This is a genomic window from Zunongwangia pacifica (genome assembly GCF_023499215.1).
GTDB classification, from domain to species: Bacteria; Bacteroidota; Bacteroidia; order Flavobacteriales; family Flavobacteriaceae; genus Zunongwangia; species Zunongwangia pacifica.
The window spans coordinates 26,163-47,093 of sequence record NZ_JAKHSK010000007.1; the positions used below are offsets into that span (position 1 = coordinate 26,163).

The following is a 20,931-nucleotide window of genomic DNA, read 5'->3' on the forward strand; positions in this document are numbered from 1 at the left end:
ATACTATTTTTTAAATTTAGCAAGTGCATTCCGGGTAAAGTCAGATAACACCAATTCTCCGCTAATTGCTGCATTTTCCATTAGGATGGTCGGCCAGTTTTCTGTGCCTTTCCAAAAAACGCGTTTCATTTCCAGCAATGCTTCAGGATTGTAAGCGGCTAATTTCTCTGTGAAGATTTCAACTTCGTGGTCTAAATCTTTTATATTTTCAAAAACCCGGGCGTAAAGTCCCTTATCTTTTGCCCAGTAAGCGGTTTTCCATTCGTGTGCGGCTAAAGTAAGCTCTCCAAGACCTGCAACCCCTATTTTACGTGCTATAGCGGGGGCGATGACAAAAGGGCCAATCCCAATACTTAGTTCAGAAAGTTTGATAGACGCTGCCTCAGTTGCCATTGCGTAGTCACAGGCAGCGATTAACCCTACACCGCCACCAACAGTTTTACCCTGAATACGACCAACAATTAACTTTTTACAGGTTCGCATGGCATTTAAAACCTTGGCGAATCCAGAGAAAAATACCTTCCCCTGTTGCATATTTTCAACAGCCATAAGCTCATCAAAAGACGCACCGGCACAAAAAGCTTTTTCCCCTTCAGATTTAAGGAGAATTACTTTTACTTCAGTATTGTCTGAAAACTCGCAAATAGCTTTTTCCAGTCGGTCTAAAAGTACACCGGGAAAACTATTGCTGGCAGGATGCCCAAATTCAATAATCCCAATGCCATTTTCTATGGTGGTGTATAAGCTTCCGTTCTCACGTGTAGTGGTCATAATTCATGTTTTATCAAATGTAACAAACTATATAGTAATCCTGAAATTAGATTTAAGCTACGAAAATCTATAAGTAAATGTTTGTTAGCGTAAGAATTCTGTAATGTATGCTAGACTTCTTTATTAAGATATTTTCTTCGGAATTTAATAACGAGTCCGCTTGCCCTAATCAGCATCCAAACGAAGAAGGCGATCCAGATTGCGTATAATTTTAACCCAAAATAATCTGAAATTAGCAGTGCCGGGGTAAACCCTAAAAAAGTAGCGACCAGCAACAGGTTGCGCAGATAAGCGGCTTCTCCCAGGCCTTTAAAAATCCCATCGAACATAAAAGCGATCGCGTTTATGGGTTGCATTAAAAGAACGATCCAGAAAGCAGAGGCAAAAAGAGCTAAGACTACTTCATCTTTATTAAACAGCATGCCTATTTGATTATAGAAAATTCCACAAATTAGCATCAAAATCAAAGCGATGAGTACTGCGTATTTCGAGATTTTTTTACTGAGCTCCCAAAGGTTTTTGTAGTCTTTAGCCCCTAGTAACTTTCCGCCAATAGCATTACCGGCGTTAGCGTACCCATCGATAAAAAAGCTAAAAAATAACCAGATATTCATCAAAATACTCTGTGCGGCAATATAGTTTTCGCCATAATCTGTCGCGTAGGCATTGGCTAGCATAATGGCGATATTTAAGGAAAGCGTCCTTAAAAAAAGATTCGCGGCCATGACCAAAAGCGGTTTAAATTCAGGATTAAGTTTTAAACTGGGTTTAAGATGAAATGGTGTTTTTTTAAAGAAAAACCATAAAGCCATTATAAGCATGGCGGCCTGGGCGACAAGACTGGCATAGGCTGCACCTTCCAGGTGCATTGCCGGGATATAGCCATCGATGCCATATACCAGCAGGTAATCTAATATAATATTTACTGCTGCACCGCTTAAGCTACACTTCATGGCCCAAGAGGTGTTTTGCAAGCCTCTAAATACGCCAAAAATGGTAAAGGTGAGCAGTGTTAATGGGAAACCAATAGCTCTTATCTGATAGTAGCTTACCGAGTAATCCAAAATTAACCCTTCTGCATTATACGCGCTAAATATGATTTGGGCCAGTGGAGCGGTAATTCCGTAGATAAAAAGGCTAAGGAGCAGATTAAAAACAATGGTTTGGGGAACCAGCGTTTTTATCGCATGAAGCCGATTGGCACCTAAATGCTGAGATACTTTTGCTGAAATTGCTGTTTTTGTCTGTGCGAGTATCCAGATCACGGCAGATAGAAATGATCCTACAATGCCGGCTGCGGCTAATGCTTCAACCGAGTTATTTTCTACATTTCCAATTACGGCAATATCGGTAAGCGAAATTAAAGGTTCTGCAATACCCGCGATAATTGCAGGTATTGCTATCCTGTTAATATTTTTAAAACTTACTGCTGAGGTATCTAATTTAGCCATATTGGTAAAGATAGACGGGTTTTTTATAGAACTAACTCGTAGCAGTGAAACGGATATTCGCTTTTCACCGGGAAGAAAATATCCCCTAATCTTTTATAACCTCTAGATTCGTAAAAGCGATGATTTCTTTTGTTCTGGCTAAAGGTATCCAGCCTAACCGAAGTATATTGGTGATCCCTGGCGAAGTCTTCAGCAAAGTCCATTAATCTTTTTCCGTTACCAAGCCCCCAAAAAGTTGGATCTGTGGCCAGGCGATGCACATATAGATTATTTTTATTTTCAGTGATCCAGTGTATGGGAAGGTATTCCTTATCCATCGCAGAAGATAAAACGATGATCCCCATAATCTCATTTTCTGTATTTACCAGCTTAAATAGTTCTTTTTTGTCGATATCTGCAGCGAGTTTTTCTTTAGACGGATAGTTTTCGTTCCATTGGTTAATCCCTTTATCTATCATGGCTTCAGCACAACTTTCAGTAAGACGTTTTATCTCGGTAAGATCCTGGGGTAGTGCAAGTTTGATCATTCGGTTTAAAAAACTTTTTTATTTGAATAAAATTTATAAATTTGCTTCCATCAAAACGGGGGATTAGCTCAGCTGGCTAGAGCGTTTGGCTGGCAGCCAAAAGGTCATCGGTTCGACTCCGATATTCTCCACAAAACCTCGCAAGATTGCGAGGTTTTTTATTTGATATAGGCCTTTAATCTTTCTACTACTCCGGTAATGTAGTCTTTTACAGCAGTGAGCATTTGCTCGTGATTTTGTAATCCACGCTCGTAAATACTTTTAATTTTCTTTTCATTATCCAGAATAGCCTGATTTTTTGCTTTTGCGTCACCGCTTAGTCGGTTTACCGTTTCCTGCATTTCATTTTTAAAGGTCTCAAAGTCCGGAAAATTAATTTTAACCGGTGTTTGCGTAGGGCCAATATCGATATGACTTAGCTGTATGCTAATCTCATTATCTTTAAAACTGCTTAAAATTCCGAAGTAAATATTCATAGGAATGGTAGCACTTCCTTGTTTGATATCCACTGTAGAAGTAATATCTGCGATCATCTCACTTTGGGTGTTTTTAGAGGCCTTTATGTTAGATTGTTCAAATTCAGACAACAGCCATTCGTGGAGTTTCTCCTTAATTTCTTCAGTAGATTTACCATTAAGGCTAATGGTTTCTTCGTAATATAAATTGCCTTTATCGTTAAACTGGGCAGATGCTGTTAGGCCTAGCAAAAGAAAGAATATTAAAAATCGATTCATTTTTTATAGCTTTTTAAGGTCAAAGATAATTCCTATGGGAAAAGAAAAAAAGAAACCTCCTACATTCATTATGGAATAAGGAGGTTTGATAAGGTTATAAACAGGCTTTAAAATCCTTTATTTTAATTGTCATCGTCGTCATTATCTCCATATTCATCAATCAGATCCTGAACGTCTGCAGCGATAAATGGAAATGTCCTGTCTAGTAAATATTGAAATTTCTCTGGAAGTTCTGCTTTTTCCCAAGGGTGTGATGCTTCAAAAACATGATTGGCATTTTCTACCAACAGTAATTTTGAAATCGGGCTCCACTCAAATAACTCACCAGAGCAGGAAATAGAAACCGTAGTATCGTTACTGCCGTGTGCTATTAAATGAGGAATTTCCAGCTTTTTAGTGGCATTCTTCACATTAAAACGCTCTTTATTTTCCTTATAGTTTTTATAAAACTGATAATGGTGAGGCAATTGTTGTTTTGTACGTGTATTTATAATGTATTGCACCCCTTTCTTTTCCCACTTTTCAAGATCTTTTCCGGTTGGGAATTTAGATCCAAGATCTGTAGGGGCCGCAAAAGTGACCAGTCTGGTGATGCGCTTTTCGTTGGCAGCTTTAATAATGGCTATAGCGCCGCCGCGGGAATGCCCAATAAGGTTAATATGGCTAACATCTATTTGTATAGCATCTGGAAAATCTGGTAATAAAACCCAATCGATTACCGATTGTAGATCATCTAATTCTATGGTGTAATTGTTGTCACCAAAAGCTTCGATGTCTAAAAATTCAGTGGGGTTTTCTGGCGTGGTACCATTATGCGAGAAATTAAATTTTACGAAAAAATAACCTTTTTCAGCAAAAGTTTCGGCCATTTTATCCCAAACGCCCCAGTCTTTAAAACCTTTGTAGCCATGACAAAAAATAACCACAGGTTTTGGTTTTTGATCGTCCTGAAAAAACAAATCGCAAAGTATTGGTTTGTTATGTTTTCCTTCAATTTGAATATTCTTCTTTCTAGTAATCTCCATAAGCTTTTAAATCTCTTTTTCGGTGAATGGAATCGCCGGATTGCAAATTTCAGTAATTAATTTTTTTAATTGGTCTTCGTAAGCTAAAAAAGTGTCTTCGCTTATCGAGAAATCTTTAGATCCACCTCGCGGTTTCTCTCGCTTGGCAAATTTTAGGAGACCGGCTTTCAGGTTTTTAAAGGAAATGATCCCCCCTTCAACAGGCAACGGAATATTTTCTTCATTTTTCATCATCGTAGCATAGGCAAGCACCTGAAAACTCTTGCTGTACTTATCATAATCTGTAGTGAGATCTTCCCAATCTACAATTTCTATTTTACTTTGTTCGACTTTTCCCGTTTTATAGTCAATAATTCTGGTGATTCCGTTACAATTTTCTACGCGATCTACTTTTCCTTTGATGAAGACAGGAAAATGCATTTCTGGAATATCGATTTTCGACTTTAAATCTTTTTCAATCTTTTCAATTTCTATCGCTTCCCCTTTTTTTAAACGATCACTTTCCAGATCCAAAAAGTTCGAGAGGTAGCGTTTGGCGATTTCAAAAATAAGGTAGTTTTTCCCCTGTAAGATTGGTGATTTGGTGTAGGTATTATAAAACTGCGTGGCAACCTCCTGGCCAATACGTTTTCTAAAATCCAGAATATGGGCTTCAGTTAATAGCGTTCCTTCCAGTGGCTTGTAAAATGCTTCCAGGCTATCATGTATTACTGTTCCCAGGGTGTTATAGGCCACGGTTTCTTCAACTTCCTCTTCTTCTTTAACACCCAGTACGTATTGATAATAAAAATCTAGCGGATTCCTAATGTAGCTGGTTAACGCTGAAGGTGAAAACCCGTAATTAGCTAGACTTTTTAATTTCTCGATTATGGCCGGGGTTTTCTCAATCACCTTTAATTTGTTATTTACCTTGGGCACTTTTGGCGAGACGGTATTGATTTTTAAACGGTGCCTGGGTTGCTTTTCAATTTCCAGCTGGGTTAAAAACCTGCTTTTTTCTCCGGAATTTAATCCGCCACTTTCGGTATTATAAAGTAAGGTCACTTTTTTAGCGCGCTGTAAAAGTCGGTAAAAGTGATAGGTATATACCGCATCTTTTTCACGATAGGTAGGCAGGTTGTAGGACTTTTTAAGATCGTAAGGAATAAATGAATTATTGGATTTACCTGATGGTAACGTACCTTCGTTTACCGAGGTGATAATCACATTTTCAAAGTCCAGTGCACGGGATTCTAACATTCCCATAAGCTGCAAGCCTTTAAATGGCCGTCCCTGAAAATCCAGACTTTGCGTACTCATAATTTCATTATAAAAATTCCGCAAAGCGGTTAAGCTGCTGATATGAGGATACGTAGTATTTAAAGTTTGAAGCTGATTAAATAGTTTGTGAAAATGATATAAAAATTCTAATTGTAGTTTACCTGCTTGTTGCTCTTTTAAACTATTTTTTATGCTAAAAACAATATTCTGAAAATTTTGGATGGCATTTTTGGCCGAATTTTCCCAGCTTTTAAAACACCAGCTAATAAACTCCTGAAGCTTTGCGGGAAAATTAGCGTCAATTTCTTCAAATTTCAGGTATACAGTGTTCTCTTTATTTATTTTCTGAATAAATTTTGAAGCATACGGTTTTAATATTTGATGCAGAGAAGGATGATTTATAATGGCAATGACATTTTTATAGTAATAGCTGGAACCCGATTTGGTGTGTAAATCAAATAACGAATTGAATAAAGAGGTGACGGGCGCGTTTTTTAGCGGAAATCCCATCGTAATATTCAAATCCTTTACGTTGGGCGGTAAACTGTTTAAAATAGGCAATAGCAAGCTTTCATCACCTAAAACAATAGCTGTTTTTTCTAATTCGGCTTCACTTTTATCAGCTAGTAGTTCAGCTAAATATTTGGCCTGACCAATATTTTTAGGAATTCCGGTAATTGAAATATCTTTTTCTTCACGGTATTCTTCGATTCCCGGATTAAGCGGATGTTCCTGATAAAAAGGCCAGTCTTTTAAATATTCCCTTATAAACAGCGAAGCTTCGTGTTGATAATCTTTTAGGAACACATTGTCGATATCCCAAAAAACCGTTGCTAATTTTTGCTGCAATAGCTCCTGAAAAATAACCTGCTCGGCTGAATTTAACGCGTTAAAACCTAAGAATATATGTTTTTGGGATGAATTTTCTGAAGCATATTCAGCGATTTTTGAAGCCGCCGAACGATAAATTAACCCCTGATAGCCCTGCTCTTTTTCGAAAAGATTTTCTTTTAAAACCGCATAATATTGGGGTAGTTGATCCCAAAACTTCAGGTAATTTTCGATAAGTTCGGTTCGGTGCTGCTTAGACCAGTGATTGATATCCTGAATATCGGCCAGGTAGTTAAAAAACTTTTCGGCATCGATTAGATAACGGTCAATCTCATTAAAATCATGAATAAGACTTTGTGCCCAGGCCAGGAAAGTTTCAAAATTTTCTAATTCTTCTTTGTGCGTAAGTTGTTGGTAAACTTCATAAAACTCGAATAAACTGGTAGTATTATCGATACTTTTTAAACCCGATACTTCTTCAGTAAACTCTTCTATACTATAAATTTTAGGGGCAAAAATAGTGGTAGCCGTAAGTTGGCTAAGTTCGTTTAGTAAAAAAGCTCCTGCTCTTTTACTGGGTAAAACAAATACTAAATCTGAGATTGGAGTATCTTCTTTTTGCAGTTGTTCTAGTACCTGACGAATAAATGATTTCATAGTATAAAAATAAAAAACGCGCTGAGCATTCAGCGCGTTTTTTCGAGATTTATAGTGTTTCTAACAAGTATTTTGTTAGCGTTTGTTACTATTCTTCTTCCTGTAAAGAGATTTCAACTCTTCTGTTCTCTTGTCTACCGGCATCAGTACTGTTTGAAGCGATAGGTCTTGTTTCGCCATAACCTTCAGAAGTTAATCTGTTTGCTGGGATTCCACCTTCAACTAGATATTCTCTAACAGAAGCAGCTCTTTCTTTAGAAAGTTTAAGGTTATATTTATCACTACCTACACTATCAGTATGGCCACCAATGTGGAATGTAGTTTTTGGGTATTCCTGCATAATTTCTACGATAGAATTTAGAGCTTCTTCAGACTCGCTTCTAATTGTAGCTTTATTAAAGTCGAATAATACAGTGTTAGAATATTCGTTTAATTCTTTAATAATTTCAGCAGTAGGCTCTGGACATCCATTGTTAGCAACAGTTCCTGCAACTTCTGGACATTCATCATCTTTATCTGGTACACCATCACCATCTGAATCTGGACATCCGTCAAACTCGGCTAAACCAGGAGTATCAGGACATTCATCATCTTTATCTGGTACACCGTCACCATCTGAATCTGGACATCCGTTAAACTCAGCTAAACCAGGAGTTTCTGGACATTCATCATCTGGATCAGCGATTCCGTCACCGTCAGTATCAGGACACCCATTAAATTCTGCTAAACCAGGAGTATTAGGACATTCATCATCTTTATCTGGAATTCCATCACCATCTGAGTCTGGACACCCATTAAATTCTGGCAGTCCTGGTGTTTCTGGACATTCATCATCTTTGTCGTAAATTCCGTCACCATCGGTATCTGTTCCACCAAACATAAATTTGATACCCGCACTATGTTGGAAATGTTGTCCCATTTTAGGGTCAAAAGCATGTTTATATTTAGACTCTACAAAAAGTGCTAAGTTATCTGTAAACCAGAAGTTAATCCCTAAGCTACCATTTAAAGTAGCAGCATCTAAATTTTCAAGATCTTCACCGTCTTGGTCACCAATCCAGGTATAACCACCACCAACACCAACAACAGGATCAAACCATCCATCGTTAAGCATTGCTCTTAAAGAGTAATTAATAGATCCGTCTACAGAGTAGTAAGAAAGATCATCTACGGCTCTGTCTCCAAAATCACTAATTTGGTTAATAGAACCGTCAATTTCTGCAACTAACCCGGCACCAATATATCTACCAACAGTAAGTTGGGAAACAGAAGGCAAAATATTCCAGTGGTCACCTACATTAAAATATTCATCTAAAAATCCATTACTCAATGGAGCTCCGTTATTTGTTGGATAAAAATCCACAGCGTTTGTACCAATGCTTACCGCCCAAGGGTTATTTGAATCCTGCGCACTAGCAGAACTTATACCCAGAACGACCATCGATAGTGCGATTAGTTTAGAAAGATGTTTCATATCAATAGTTTAGTTTTAAGTGTTAATTACCGCAAAATTAGTTGGTGTTTGCTCAGTACCAAAGTTTGCGATAATAAAGTTTTCTTAATAATATCATCGATATAATAACTTTCTTTAGAAGATTTGCTTCGATTTTATGGTTTTGTTAAGAATTTATTTTCTAATTCCTAAAAATAAGTTAATCAATAACCCCAAGTTCTTTTCCAACTTTTGTAAATGCTGCGATAGCTTTATCAAGATGTTTCTTTTGGTGTGCTGCCGATAATTGCACTCTAATTCTTGCTTTTTCTTTTGGCACTACAGGATAAAAGAATCCTATTACATAAATACCTTCTTCCAGTAATTTATCGGCCATATCCTGTGATAGTTTTGCATCGTAAAGCATTACCGGTACAATAGCCGCGTCACCATCAATAATATCAAAACCGGCATCTTTAATTCCTTGTTTAAAGTATTTGGTGTTTTCTTTTAGTTTATTTCTTAGGCTATCATCTTTTTCTAGCATTTCAAAAACTTTTAGGGAAGCCCCAACGATAGAAGGTGCCAAAGAATTTGAAAATAAATAAGGACGAGAGCGTTGTCTAAGTATTTCTATAATTTCTTTTTTTGCTGTAGTATAGCCGCCCATGGCGCCACCAAGCGCCTTCCCTAAAGTACCTGTGATAATATCTACACGGCCCAGCACTCCTTTTTCTTCTAAAGTGCCTATTCCTTTTTCTCCAATAAATCCGGTGGCATGGCATTCGTCGATCATCACCATGGCATCATATTTATCGGCGAGGTCGCAAATTTCGTCTAATGGCGCCACGAGTCCGTCCATAGAGAAAACACCATCGGTAACGATCAATTTAAAACGGGCGCCATTTTCGTTAGCGGCTTTAAGTTGTGCTTCCAAATCTGCCATGTCTCCGTTCTGGTAACGGTAACGTGCTGCTTTACAAAGGCGAACTCCATCTATAATCGAAGCATGATTTAAAGAATCTGAGATAATTGCATCTTCTTTGGTTAACAGTGGCTCAAAAATTCCGCCATTCGCGTCAAAACAAGCGGCATAAAGAATGGTGTCCTCTGTTCCGTAAAAATCGGCAATTTTTTGTTCTAATTCTTTATGAATATCCTGAGTCCCACAAATAAAACGAACGCTAGACATTCCAAATCCGTGTGTATCCATGGTTTCTTTTGCGGCCTGGATAACTTCTGGGTGCGAAGAAAGCCCCAGGTAATTATTGGCGCAAAAGTTAATCACTTCCTGCCCGGTATTAATTTTAATAACAGCATCTTGTGGAGTCGTAATGATACGTTCTCTTTTAAACAATCCGTTGTCTTTAATGTCTTCTATTTCTTTTTGAAGGTGTTCTTTAATAGATCCGTACATAATCGTTAGGTGATTTGATTTTTTTTTCAAAATTAAGTATCTCTTTTATACAAACCGAAGGGAAAGCGCTTTGTTTGTATATACGAGTATTTTTTTGTCGATTTGATAGCCCATTTTGGTGAGCGTTTCGCCATAATTATTAATCTGGCGTTCATGTTTTGCATCAAAAGCACCGGTTTTATAATCGATGATGCTTACCAGCTGCTCTTTAAAATTTAATCGGTCCGGGCGTAATCGTTCGCCGTCTTGAGTAATAATATCCCTTTCGTTATAATTTTTTACGGCTTCAGAAAAATAGGTTTCAAGCTCTGGATGCTTAATAATGCTTTTTAGTAAAGTTTCTATGGTATCAAAAACCTCTTCAGTAATAATGCCGTTGGCAATGGCATTTTTTAATACCGGTTTTAGGTCTTTTACGGTATTAATTTCAGCTAAAAGATCATGAATAATTTCCCCTTTTTCGATCGCTTCCTGTTGTTTGGTATCCCATAAACTACCCGATCGCGTAACAATATTTACGGCCTGGTTTTGCGTTGCAGAGGAGTAAAAGTATTGCAGGGTGATGTCTGCATTTTCTTTCTCTTTGGAAGTTGGTGGTTCAATCTCACCAAATTCGTAATTTTTTTGCTCGTCGTTCCAAACGTTATTTTGTTTTAGATAGCCCATAAGTAATCCTGAAGTTTTTGAAGGATTTTCGTTACCACTTCTATCCAGGTCGAGTTTCGATAAAATATACAGCTGTTTTACGGGCCTTGTACAAGCTACGTATAATACGTTTAGGGTATCTAACTCGTTTTGAAAAAGCAATTGCGTATACAAGGCGTCTGGGATTTCGCCCCAATTTTCCATTTTAGATGATGCGTTGATATAACTTACCGGAATCTCGTTTAAATTTTTATCATTTGGCACCCAAAGCGAGTCTTTGCGTGTGTCTTTAAAATCTGAATTGGCAAAAGGATAGATCACGATAGGGAATTCCAGGCCTTTGGCTTTATGAATGGTCATGATAGTCACCGCGTTTTCCTGTTGCGGTGCAATAATACTAAGCTTCTCGTTTTCTTGTTCCCAGATTTCTAAAAACCCCTGAATCCCTTCGGTGTCTTTTTGTGTGGTTTCGTAAACAAAATCCAGAAAAAACTGAATGTAGGCGTTAGAATCTTTAACCAGTCCAAAACTTCTAATAATGTATTCGCAGCTTTCGTAAACGGAATATTCATTTAAGAAATCCAGATTAAAATCGAATTCAAATTGCTGCAACCAGATAAAAAAGTCGTTTCCGTTCGCTGTTATTTTTTCTGAAATTACCGCATGGGGATCTTTAAGTTGTAATAAATGTTCCTGTATAAAAGCGAAAATCGATAATTTAAGCTCATTATTTTCTGGAGTGATCGAGAATTTTAAAAGGTCACAGATAAAATGTACTTCAGGTGAGCGCGAAATCAATAGGGTTTCAGAAGAAACCACATCGATTTCCTGTTCATTTAAAGCTGAAGCAATCGCGATACCTTCTTTTTTTCGTCGGGTAAGAATACAAATATCAGCTCTTTTGAAACCTTTAGCGTCGAGATTGTTTATTATTTCGATCACTTTTTCAGGATAAACTTCTTGTTCTTCCTCGCTATTTTCAGCTTCGATAAAGCTGATATTTACATATCCCGATCCCGATTTTTTAGGATTTTGTGCACTTTGTTTAAATAAGTTACTGTATTCGGGGTGACCAAGAAAATCGGCAGCATATCCAAAAAACCGATTATTAAAATTCACAATTTCAGCAGCACTTCTATAATTATCGGGTAAGTTGTAAACTTGTTTTTCGATCTGAAAAGGATTGCCTTCGTTGCTTAAATCGATAAACTGCTCTGCCTTACCGCCACGCCATCGATAAATAGATTGTTTAGCATCGCCTACCAACATTAAACTTGAAGTTTCGTTAGGTAGAGATTCCATCGAGAGTTTGTTATCGATAAGCGGGATCAGGTTTTCCCATTGCATTTGTGAGGTATCCTGAAATTCGTCGATAAAATAATTCTGGTAACGCTCGCCCAAACGTTCATAGATAAACGGTGCCGGCTGGTCTTTAACCTGAGCGCTGATCATGGGGTTGAATTCTGAAATCAGTAAAATTTGTCGCTCTTCTTTAATGTCCTGAATTTCCCGATTTAAGGCATTTAATAACGAAAGTTGTGTGAGGCGTTTGCCAATTTCAGTATAAAATTCTAAGCTGAAATAGAGTTTTTTAGTCTGAATAAATAGATCCAGGATTTGCGACTGAATCGCGTCACCAAGTGCCATTTTGCCCTTTTTTAACGGTAAAATGCCTTCATTTTCCAGTTTTTCGACCCATTTAGAAGTGAAGTTTGGTGATTCGTTGGCTTTAAGCTTTAGAAAGTGCTTGGGTAAATATTGCCCGCTAAAATCTGTGGCGTCAATGCCGCTATCGGCAATCAATTCAAAAAATTGATCTGCTTTTTGCCCAATTTCTGCCTGATTGTTTTTGATTTGTCGCTTTAGTTTTTTTCTGAAGGTTTCAAAATCTTCCAGCGTTTTGGGCTGTAGTTGTTTTAGGTAAAACTGATTGTTCTCATTTACCAAAAGCCTGGCAATTTCTAGCAAATCCCGACCAATATCCCAGCTTTTGTCGTCATCGGCTTTGCTTAATGAAAAATCGACCAGCACTTTGGTAAGCTTTTCGTCTTTTCCGGTACGGTTTATTAATCGGTCTACTGCTTCATTCAGGATCTTATCGGTATCCAGTTCCACTTCAAAATTTACGGGTAATCCAAGGTCTTTGGCAAATGTGCGCAGTACGCGGTGCGTAAAACCATCTATCGTAGAAACCTCGAAAGCCGCATAATTATGGATGATATTCTTTAAAATGGCTACCGATTTTTGCTGAATTTCTTCCGTAGAATGTTTTGTTTCTTTGGCAACCGCTTCTAAAAGTGCCTTGGAGCTTTCTGGAACCGGTTTTTTGGTAAAGGCATAAAGACTTTCTACAATCCTGGTTTTCATCTCGTTTACTGCCTTGTTGGTAAAGGTAATAGCGAGGATGTTTTTATAACTATCGGTTTTTCCCGATTTAAAAAGTAGGCTTAAGTAGGATTTTACCAGGGTAAAGGTTTTTCCAGATCCTGCCGAAGCGTTGTATATGGTGAAATTGTTAGTCAAAGTTGTTCGTAAAAAATGTGAGTTAAAGGTAAGGTAAAATTGATTTTATAAAAGGCTAAGCTTTTAAGTATATTATAACATTTAAATGTTTTCATTGCACCGCTTAATACTTAAATTTGAGTGAATTTATTACTAATCGCTAAAAAAATATAAGACTATGGCATTTGCGTTACCAGAGCTTAAATACGCATTCGATGCGTTAGAGCCACATATAGATGCAAAAACAATGGAGATTCACCATGATAAACATCATGCTGGATATACCACAAAATTGAATAATGCAATCGAAGGAACTGATCTTGAAGGTAAAACCATCGAGAATATTCTTAAAAATTTAGATTTAACTAATAGCGCTGTTCGAAATAATGGAGGTGGTTTTTACAATCACTCTTTATTCTGGGAAGTGATGTCTCCAGACGGAGGTGGAAAACCAGAAGGTGAATTAGCGGAAGCTATTGATAGTGCTTTTGGTTCTTTTGATGCTTTTAAAGAAGAATTTTCTAACGCTGCAGCTACTCAGTTTGGTTCAGGTTGGGCATGGTTATGTGTTCACAACGGCGGAAAATTAGAAATCTGCTCTACTCCAAATCAGGATAATCCATTGATGCCTGAAGTAGGATGTGGCGGGACACCAATCTTAGGATTAGATGTTTGGGAACATGCTTACTACCTAAACTATCAAAATAAACGTCCAGATTATATCGATGCATTCTTTAACGTGATCGATTGGAAAGAAGTAGCAAGTCGCTATGCAAAAGAAAAATAGTTAAGTGATTAATGTTAAAGTTTGAAAGAGGCTGTTCGTAAGAACGGCCTTTTTTAATTTCTAAAGTTTTTAGAAATGACCTCAAGATTTTAGTATTTGGGTGTTTAGGAAAGTATAGAAAATAAAAAAGGTGGATTGTTATCCACCTTTTTTGCCCCAAATCTACCATGAACTTAACCTACTTAAATTTTATGGCAAGACTAAGATAGATATAATGTATATTCGTTTAAAAACTTTTAGATAAAAGGCTTATAAAATGGTTGAAATACACATATTTTAATAAAATTAATAAGCTCTGTCCTTATTTCCTTCAAAAAAGTTGATATATGCTCTATTTACAACTCTGTTACCGCCAGGAGTTGGGTAGTCTCCCGTAAAATACCAGTCTCCTAGGTTTTTAGGGCAGGCTTTATGCAAATTGTCTACCGATTGGTAGATCACTTTTACATCGGCTTTTACGGTAGGTTCGCTTAGCAGATCAGATATTTTTGCTGAAATTTGCTCGTCTGTAAACGGATCGTAAATCTCTTTTACGAAATTTTGAACGTCTTTATCTTTAAGGTTTAATTGTTCTTTACACTTTTTATAAACCTCTTCAACCAGTTGATAATTGTCTTGTTCTTTTAGTAATTCTAAAGCGGCTCTAAAAGCAACAAGATCTTCAAGACGTGCCATATCAATCCCATAGCAATCTGGATAACGAATTTGTGGTGCAGAAGAAACGACCACAATTTGTTTTGGATTAAGACGATCCATCATTTTGATGATACTTTTCTTTAGGGTAGTACCTCTTACGATACTATCATCTATAATTACCAGATTGTCCTCTTCTTTTATAACACCATAAGTTACATCATAAACATGGGCTACAAGATCGTCACGGCTGCTATCTTCAGTAATAAAAGTTCTTAGTTTTACGTCTTTTATCGCAATCTTTTCTGTTCTTAGACGATGGGCCAGGATTTCCTGAAGACGCTCATCGGTTAAGTTTTCTTTTTCAGTTAAGATGGCTTCGTTTTTTTGTCGGTTTAACTCATCCTGTGCGGCTTCAACCATTCCGTAGAAAGAGGTTTCAGCAGTGTTTGGAATAAATGAGAATACCGTATTTATGGTATCATAGTTAATGGCCTTAAGTACTTCGGGCATTAATAATCTACCTAACATTTTACGCTCTTTATAAATTTCGGCATCACTTCCTCTAGAGAAATAAATGCGTTCAAAAGAGCATGCTTTTCGTTCTAAAGGTTCAATAATTTTAGTAATCGAAACATCGCCATTTTTTTTGGTAATAATGGCATGGCCGGGATCTAATTCTTTAATGTCTTCAAAATTTAAATTGAAAACTGTTTGTATAACAGGTCGTTCTGAAGCGACCACTACAACCTCGTCGTCTTTATAGTAATAACAAGGGCGAATTCCGGCAGGATCACGAAGCACAAATGAATCGCCGTGTCCCATAAGTCCGGCCATTGCATAACCGCCATCCCAGTCTTTAGAAGATTTTTTAAGGATTTTGGCAACATTAAGTTGCTCTGCAATGTGCGGGGAGGCCTGTTGTTTGGTGTAGCCCTCTTTCTTTAGTTTTTTGTATAATTTTCTAACTTCAGAATCTAAGAAATGACCAATTTTTTCCATAATGGTCACGGTATCTGCCTTTTCTTTTGGATGTTGCCCAAGTTCTACCAGGTTGTTAAAAAGCTGGTTCACATTGGTCATATTAAAGTTCCCTGCAACGATAAGGTTACGGTGCATCCAGTTGTTCTGCCTTAAGAATGGGTGAACACTTTCGATGCTGTTTTTGCCAAAAGTACCGTAGCGCACATGCCCTAGAAAAAGTTCACCTAAATATGGGATTTTTCTTTTTTGAAGCGCTATATCATCGGCATATTCGGGATGCTCTTTCATCTCGTCATTAATACGCTGATTTATCTGCTCAAAAATATCCTGTATAGGTTGTGCCTGGTTAGAGCGAACCCTGCTTATATAGCGTTCGCCAGGTTGCACATTAAGTTTTATGCTGGCAAAACCAGCACCATCCTGCCCACGGTTGTGCTGTTTTTCCATTAACAGGTACATTTTATTTACGCCGTAAAAAGCGGTGCCGTATTTTTCCTTGTAGTATTCAAGTGGTTTTAACAGTCTAACCTGTGCAATTCCACATTCGTGTTTAATGGCGTCACTCATAGTTGTATTGTTGCTCCTTGTGGGATTTGTTTACTCGATCAACGAGATTTTAATTTTTTCCTCATCCTCATAATTTTAGAATAAGGGACTCTAGTTAATTAAATTATATTTCTATTTTTAGAATATCATGATGTGCTCATCGACATCCTTATTTTACATTAGTAACAAAAAAAGCCCTGACATTACAGGGCGCGTTTCTTTACTTTAGTTCTATTTTAAACTGTGTGAGTTTTTTAAATTCTTCAAGCCGCATATTTACATCTTCTTTCGACAGGTTATTCATGCGTTCGGTGCCAAATTTCTCTACGCAAAACGAAGCGAGATTTGATCCATAAATAATCGCATTTTTTAAGTTTTCAAAAGAAATATCATTGGTATGTGCTAAATAGCCAATAAAACCACCGGCAAAAGTATCGCCTGCGCCAGTTGGATCAAAAACTTCTTCTAAAGGTAAGGCAGGGGCAAAGAATACTTTTTCTTCATGAAAAAGTAAAGCACCATGCTCTCCTTTTTTAATAACTACATATTTTGGTCCCATTTTTTCGATAACTCTGGCTGCTTTTACTAAAGAGTATTCACCAGAAAGTTGCCTTGCTTCTTCATCATTAATAGTAATAACATCTACTTTAGCGATTACCTTTTTTAAATCTTCTAATGTATTGTCCATCCAAAAATTCATGGTATCCAAAACCACAAGTTTTGGATTTTTAACCTGGTCCAATACACTAAGCTGCACTAAAGGATGTAGATTGCCAAGCATCACATATTCAGCATCCTTATATGCTTCAGGGACTACAGGATTAAAATCTGCCAGTACATTTAATTGGGTATCTAAGGTATCTCTAGAGTTTAGGTCGTTATGATATCTACCGCTCCAAAAAAATGTCTTCCCGTTTTCAACAATTTCGATACCGTCTATATTTATATTTTTTGAAGAAAGAAGATCCAGGTATTTTTGAGGAAAGTCACCACCAACTACAGAGACTACTGCACTATCTACATTAAAGTTTGAGGCCGAAAGGCCAATGTAAGTTCCTGCACCACCAAGAATTTTATCGGTTTTTCCAAAAGGAGTTTCGATAGCATCAAAGGCTACAGTTCCTACAATAACTAGTTTGCTCATAATTGCATTCAAAAATTATGGTGCAAATATACGGTTTGTTTTTCAAGCTGTAAACCAAAAGTTAAATTAGACGATTTGTAAGGTTAATTTTTAAAACCTGTATCTTCTAATAATTCTTTTTCTTTGGAAGCTTGAACAGCCAGTGAATCACATCTTTCGTTTTGGGGATGATTGTTATGTCCTTTAATCCAGGTGAATGAGACTTGGTGATTCCTGTACTCCCTTAGAAACTCTTTCCATAAATCTGCATTCTTACGGTCTTTGAAGTTTTTTTTCTCCCATCCAAAAACCCATTTTTTTTCTACGGCATCGGCTACATATTTAGAATCGGTAAAAACTCTAATAGTAAGATTATTTTTTTTGAGTTTTTTAAGTGCCTCGATCACCGCTAAAAGTTCCATACGGTTATTGGTCGTATGTTTAAAGCCCTGGGCAAATTCTTTTTTGTAAGATTTACCCACCCATTCCATGACTATGCCATAACCGCCCGGGCCGGGATTGCCTCTGGCAGCTCCATCAGTATAAATTCGAACTTGTTCCTGCAATGTTTAGGTGTCTTTTTGGAGTATTTTTTCGATCACCAAAGGAAAATGGTGATGTTCTAATTCGTGAATTTTAGAGGCCAGACTTTCTGGAGAATCATGTGTTTCTATAGTGGTTTTTGCCTGAAAGATATGCTCTCCTTCATCATAATGTTCATTTACAAAATGAATGGTAATGCCACTTTCTTTTTCCTTATTGGTAATAATTGCTTCATGAACGCGCATCCCATACATTCCTTTTCCCCCATAGTTAGGTAATAGGGCAGGATGCACATTAATAATACGATTTGGGAAATTTTCGATGATATTTTTAGGTACGATCCATAAAAAGCCAGCAAGTACAATAAGATCTGGATCGATATCTTTTAAAACATGAAGTACATCATTGGAGTGATAAAAGGCATCTCTATCAAAATATAATGCCTGTACATCTAAATCGTAAGCGCGGCGCAAAACCCTGGCGTTTCTTTTGTTCGAGAAGACGGCTGCTACCTTAATATTTTCAGAGTTTTCGAAATAGCGTATAATATTTTCGGTATTTGATCCTGATCCGGAAGCAAATATTACGATTTTTCTTACATTATTATTATTTAGTTGATCGCTCAAAACAAGGCTATTAACAATTATTAGGACATAAAGTTAACCTCTTTCATCGAAAAATATGTAAATTACCTTCACATTTTTAAAGTAAAAATCGGTTTTAAAATAAAGTTTTTTATTTTTGCCACCTAATCAAAATTAAAATAAAATATTATGTCTGACATTGCATCAAGAGTAAAAGCGATTATCGTTGACAAATTAGGTGTTGATGAGAACGAAGTTGTTAATGAAGCAAGCTTCACCAACGACTTAGGTGCTGATTCATTAGATACTGTGGAATTAATCATGGAATTCGAAAAAGAATTCGATATTCAAATTCCAGACGACCAGGCTGAAAATATCGCAACAGTAGGTCAAGCAATTTCTTATATTGAAGACGCGAAAAAATAAAATTTAAAAGAACCATATGGAGTTAAAGCGAGTTGTAATAACGGGCTTGGGTGCCCTTACCCCAATCGGTAACAATATTAGCGAATATTGGGACGGCTTGGTAAATGGTAAAAGTGGTAGCGGCCCTATTACGCATTTCGACCCCGAAAAGTTCAAAACAAAATTCGCTTGTGAACTCAAAAATTTTAATCCATTAGACTACTTCGACAGGAAAGAAGCTAGAAAGCTGGATAAATTTACCCAATATGCCATGGTAGCTTCAGACGAGGCTATTGCAGATTCCGGGATAGACCTGGACGCGGTAGACAAATATCGCGTAGGTGTAATCTGGGGTGCCGGAATTGGTGGATTGGAAACCTTCCAGAACGAAGTGCTTAACTTCGCGGCGGGAGATGGGACTCCAAGATTTAATCCTTTCTTTATTCCTAAAATGATCGCTGATATTGCCCCTGGTAATATCTCTATTAAACATGGTTTTATGGGGGCTAACTACACTACGGTGTCGGCTTGTGCTTCTTCAGCCAATGCAATGATAGACGCGTTAAATAATATCCGTTTAGGATATAGCGATGTGATAGTTTCAGGAGGATCAGAAGCTGCTGTGACTATTGCAGGAATGGGAGGATTTAATGCCATGCATGCCCTTTCTACCAGAAATGAAAGTCCAGAGACTGCATCCAGACCATTTGATGCAACCCGTGATGGCTTTGTTCTAGGTGAAGGTGCCGGCGCGCTTATATTGGAAGAGTATGAGCACGCAAAAGCAAGAGGTGCTAAAATCTATGCGGAAGTAATTGGTGGAGGTCTTTCTTCAGACGCTTATCACATGACAGCGCCACATCCAGATGGAAACGGTGTAGTTAGAGTGATGGAAAACTGTCTAAGAAATGCCGGTATTAAGCCTGAAGATGTAGATGCTATTAATACGCATGGAACATCTACTCCTTTAGGAGATGTGGCAGAATTAAAGGCAATTACTAAAGTTTTTGGAGATCACGCGAAGAATATTAATATCAATTCAACAAAATCGATGACGGGTCACCTTCTTGGTGCTGCCGGTGCGATTGAAGGGATAGCGAGTGTACTTGCTATGCAACATAGCATCGTACCCCCAACCATTAATCATGAAAATGTTGATGAAAATATTGATGCTTCGTTAAACTTAACCCTTAATAAAGCTCAAAAGCGTGAATTGAATATCGTGATGAGTAATACTTTTGGGTTTGGCGGGCATAATGCCTGTGTAGCATTTAAAAAATTAACTGAGTAACTCTTAATGAGTGTTATTCGTAACATATTAAATTCCCGTTCTTCAAAAGGCGGGAATTTTTTTAATATGCTGCATAAATTATTAGGTTTTCGCCCTAAAGATCTTTCGATATATGAGAGGGCTTTTACCCATAGATCATTAAATGTAAAAGATCAATTGGGGAATCCTATAAATTATGAGCGACTCGAGTTTTTAGGAGATGCCATGTTAGGATCTGTTATTGCTTCCCACCTTTATCAGGAAGTACCTGAAGGGGATGAGGGGTATCTTACCAAAATGCGTTCTAAAATTGTAAGTAGAAAGCATCTTAACGAGTTAGGTAAAGATCTTAATCTTATAAGATTTGTAAAATCTAACATTCCTAACGATCAGTTTGGTGTAAATATTCACGGAAATATTTTTGAGGCACTTGTAGGGGCGATCTATCTTGATAGGGGGTATAAATATTGTAACCGGTTTATTTACAACCGCGTTATAGAACCTTATGTTGATATCGAAGTTTTAGAAGGCCGTGTAATAAGTTATAAGAGCCTTTTAATAGAATGGTGCCAAAAGCAAAAAAAGGAATTTAATTATCAGGTTTACGAGGATACCGGTAAAGATGAGCTTAAGCATTTTGCGGTTAAATTATGGATCGATAAAAAGGTAATTTCTAAAGCTCGCGCTACTTCCAAGAAGAAAGCTGAGGAGAAAGCTTCGAGAAGGGCGTATTATGCACTTCAAAATAAAATGAATTAATTTTTGTCATATTCTCTATAACTATAACGTTTTCGTGAAAAATTA

At 37.2% G+C, this 20,931-nt stretch carries 17 protein-coding genes and 1 tRNA gene; 5 read left to right on the forward strand and 13 right to left on the reverse strand.

Annotation, left to right across the window (positions count from 1 at the left end):
- Window positions 1–3: 3 nt before the first annotated feature.
- From L1967_RS06390 to L1967_RS06400, 3 genes are all read right to left on the reverse strand, one after another.
- On the reverse strand, window positions 4–771 hold the full coding sequence (locus L1967_RS06390) for an enoyl-CoA hydratase/isomerase family protein (protein WP_249600900.1): 768 nt from the start codon (window positions 769–771) through the stop codon (window positions 4–6).
- Window positions 772–881: 110 nt separating this feature from the next.
- Window positions 882–2,222 carry an MATE family efflux transporter gene (locus L1967_RS06395; protein WP_249600901.1) on the reverse strand — a complete coding sequence of 447 codons (1,341 nt, stop codon included), beginning with the start codon at window positions 2,220–2,222 and terminating at the stop codon, window positions 882–884.
- Window positions 2,223–2,245: 23 nt separating this feature from the next.
- Window positions 2,246–2,749 (reverse strand): GNAT family N-acetyltransferase, encoded by a 504-nt coding sequence (locus L1967_RS06400; RefSeq protein ID WP_249600902.1) that lies wholly within the window; start codon window positions 2,747–2,749, stop codon window positions 2,246–2,248.
- A 57-nt stretch (window positions 2,750–2,806) separates the two neighbouring features.
- On the opposite strand from L1967_RS06400, the gene L1967_RS06405 reads away from it, so the two are divergent.
- A tRNA-Ala gene (locus tag L1967_RS06405) sits at window positions 2,807–2,880 on the forward strand.
- Between the two features lie 27 nt (window positions 2,881–2,907).
- Here the strand turns inward: L1967_RS06405 and L1967_RS06410 are convergent.
- From L1967_RS06410 to L1967_RS06435, 6 genes are all read right to left on the reverse strand, one after another.
- Window positions 2,908–3,483 carry a DUF4468 domain-containing protein gene (locus L1967_RS06410; RefSeq protein WP_249600903.1) on the reverse strand — a complete coding sequence of 192 codons (576 nt, stop codon included), beginning with the start codon at window positions 3,481–3,483 and terminating at the stop codon, window positions 2,908–2,910.
- Between the two features lie 122 nt (window positions 3,484–3,605).
- On the reverse strand, window positions 3,606–4,508 hold the full coding sequence (locus L1967_RS06415) for an alpha/beta hydrolase family protein (RefSeq protein WP_249600904.1): 903 nt from the start codon (window positions 4,506–4,508) through the stop codon (window positions 3,606–3,608).
- A 6-nt stretch (window positions 4,509–4,514) separates the two neighbouring features.
- A complete protein-coding gene (locus L1967_RS06420; protein WP_249600905.1) occupies window positions 4,515–7,256 on the reverse strand; it encodes a PD-(D/E)XK nuclease family protein in 2,742 nt (913 codons plus the stop codon).
- An 88-nt stretch (window positions 7,257–7,344) separates the two neighbouring features.
- Window positions 7,345–8,730 carry an OmpA family protein gene (locus L1967_RS06425; protein WP_249600906.1) on the reverse strand — a complete coding sequence of 462 codons (1,386 nt, stop codon included), beginning with the start codon at window positions 8,728–8,730 and terminating at the stop codon, window positions 7,345–7,347.
- A gap of 178 nt (window positions 8,731–8,908) precedes the next feature.
- Window positions 8,909–10,105, reverse strand: coding sequence for a glycine C-acetyltransferase (kbl, locus tag L1967_RS06430; RefSeq protein WP_249600907.1), 1,197 nt, complete (start codon window positions 10,103–10,105; stop codon window positions 8,909–8,911).
- 45 nt (window positions 10,106–10,150) lie between these two features.
- The gene (locus tag L1967_RS06435; RefSeq protein ID WP_249600908.1) at window positions 10,151–13,273 is read right to left on the reverse strand and encodes a UvrD-helicase domain-containing protein; all 3,123 of its coding nucleotides are present in this window, start codon (window positions 13,271–13,273) and stop codon (window positions 10,151–10,153) included.
- Window positions 13,274–13,430: 157 nt separating this feature from the next.
- On the opposite strand from L1967_RS06435, the gene L1967_RS06440 reads away from it, so the two are divergent.
- Entirely contained in the window at window positions 13,431–14,039 is a 609-nt protein-coding gene (locus tag L1967_RS06440) for a superoxide dismutase (protein WP_249600909.1), read from the forward strand.
- Between the two features lie 285 nt (window positions 14,040–14,324).
- On the opposite strand, the gene L1967_RS06445 is transcribed toward L1967_RS06440, so the two are convergent.
- From L1967_RS06445 to purN, 4 genes are all read right to left on the reverse strand, one after another.
- Window positions 14,325–16,223: an amidophosphoribosyltransferase gene (locus L1967_RS06445; protein WP_249600910.1), complete on the reverse strand. Its 1,899-nt coding sequence runs from the start codon at window positions 16,221–16,223 to the stop codon at window positions 14,325–14,327.
- Window positions 16,224–16,422: 199 nt separating this feature from the next.
- Window positions 16,423–17,346 carry a PfkB family carbohydrate kinase gene (locus tag L1967_RS06450; RefSeq protein ID WP_249600911.1) on the reverse strand — a complete coding sequence of 308 codons (924 nt, stop codon included), beginning with the start codon at window positions 17,344–17,346 and terminating at the stop codon, window positions 16,423–16,425.
- Between the two features lie 83 nt (window positions 17,347–17,429).
- On the reverse strand, window positions 17,430–17,891 hold the full coding sequence (gene rnhA / locus L1967_RS06455; RefSeq protein ID WP_249600912.1) for a ribonuclease HI: 462 nt from the start codon (window positions 17,889–17,891) through the stop codon (window positions 17,430–17,432).
- A 3-nt stretch (window positions 17,892–17,894) separates the two neighbouring features.
- Entirely contained in the window at window positions 17,895–18,494 is a 600-nt protein-coding gene (purN, locus tag L1967_RS06460) for a phosphoribosylglycinamide formyltransferase (RefSeq protein WP_249600913.1), read from the reverse strand.
- A 147-nt stretch (window positions 18,495–18,641) separates the two neighbouring features.
- Between purN and L1967_RS06465 the strand changes: the two genes are divergently transcribed.
- The 3 genes from L1967_RS06465 to rnc are packed head-to-tail and all read left to right on the forward strand — an operon-like array spanning window position 18,642 to window position 20,886.
- Window positions 18,642–18,878 (forward strand): acyl carrier protein, encoded by a 237-nt coding sequence (locus tag L1967_RS06465; protein WP_013069791.1) that lies wholly within the window; start codon window positions 18,642–18,644, stop codon window positions 18,876–18,878.
- 16 nt (window positions 18,879–18,894) lie between these two features.
- On the forward strand, window positions 18,895–20,148 hold the full coding sequence (fabF, locus tag L1967_RS06470) for a beta-ketoacyl-ACP synthase II (protein WP_249600914.1): 1,254 nt from the start codon (window positions 18,895–18,897) through the stop codon (window positions 20,146–20,148).
- Between the two features lie 6 nt (window positions 20,149–20,154).
- On the forward strand, window positions 20,155–20,886 hold the full coding sequence (gene rnc / locus L1967_RS06475; protein ID WP_249600915.1) for a ribonuclease III: 732 nt from the start codon (window positions 20,155–20,157) through the stop codon (window positions 20,884–20,886).
- Window positions 20,887–20,931: the final 45 nt, after the last annotated feature.

Excerpts from the sequence above, each read along its gene's own strand:
- L1967_RS06390 (WP_249600900.1), bottom strand. The coding sequence starts at position 771 with ATGACCACTACACGTGAGAACGGAAGCTTATACACCACCATAGAAAAT.
- L1967_RS06395 (WP_249600901.1), bottom strand. The coding sequence starts at position 2,222 with ATGGCTAAATTAGATACCTCAGCAGTAAGTTTTAAAAATATTAACAGG.
- L1967_RS06400 (WP_249600902.1), bottom strand. The coding sequence starts at position 2,749 with ATGATCAAACTTGCACTACCCCAGGATCTTACCGAGATAAAACGTCTT.
- L1967_RS06410 (WP_249600903.1), bottom strand. The coding sequence starts at position 3,483 with ATGAATCGATTTTTAATATTCTTTCTTTTGCTAGGCCTAACAGCATCT.
- L1967_RS06415 (WP_249600904.1), bottom strand. The coding sequence starts at position 4,508 with ATGGAGATTACTAGAAAGAAGAATATTCAAATTGAAGGAAAACATAAC.
- L1967_RS06420 (WP_249600905.1), bottom strand. The coding sequence starts at position 7,256 with ATGAAATCATTTATTCGTCAGGTACTAGAACAACTGCAAAAAGAAGAT.
- L1967_RS06425 (WP_249600906.1), bottom strand. The coding sequence starts at position 8,730 with ATGAAACATCTTTCTAAACTAATCGCACTATCGATGGTCGTTCTGGGT.
- kbl (WP_249600907.1), bottom strand. The coding sequence starts at position 10,105 with ATGTACGGATCTATTAAAGAACACCTTCAAAAAGAAATAGAAGACATT.
- L1967_RS06440 (WP_249600909.1), top strand. The coding sequence starts at position 13,431 with ATGGCATTTGCGTTACCAGAGCTTAAATACGCATTCGATGCGTTAGAG.
- L1967_RS06445 (WP_249600910.1), bottom strand. The coding sequence starts at position 16,223 with ATGAGTGACGCCATTAAACACGAATGTGGAATTGCACAGGTTAGACTG.
- L1967_RS06450 (WP_249600911.1), bottom strand. The coding sequence starts at position 17,346 with ATGAGCAAACTAGTTATTGTAGGAACTGTAGCCTTTGATGCTATCGAA.
- L1967_RS06465 (WP_013069791.1), top strand. The coding sequence starts at position 18,642 with ATGTCTGACATTGCATCAAGAGTAAAAGCGATTATCGTTGACAAATTA.
- fabF (WP_249600914.1), top strand. The coding sequence starts at position 18,895 with ATGGAGTTAAAGCGAGTTGTAATAACGGGCTTGGGTGCCCTTACCCCA.
- rnc (WP_249600915.1), top strand. The coding sequence starts at position 20,155 with ATGAGTGTTATTCGTAACATATTAAATTCCCGTTCTTCAAAAGGCGGG.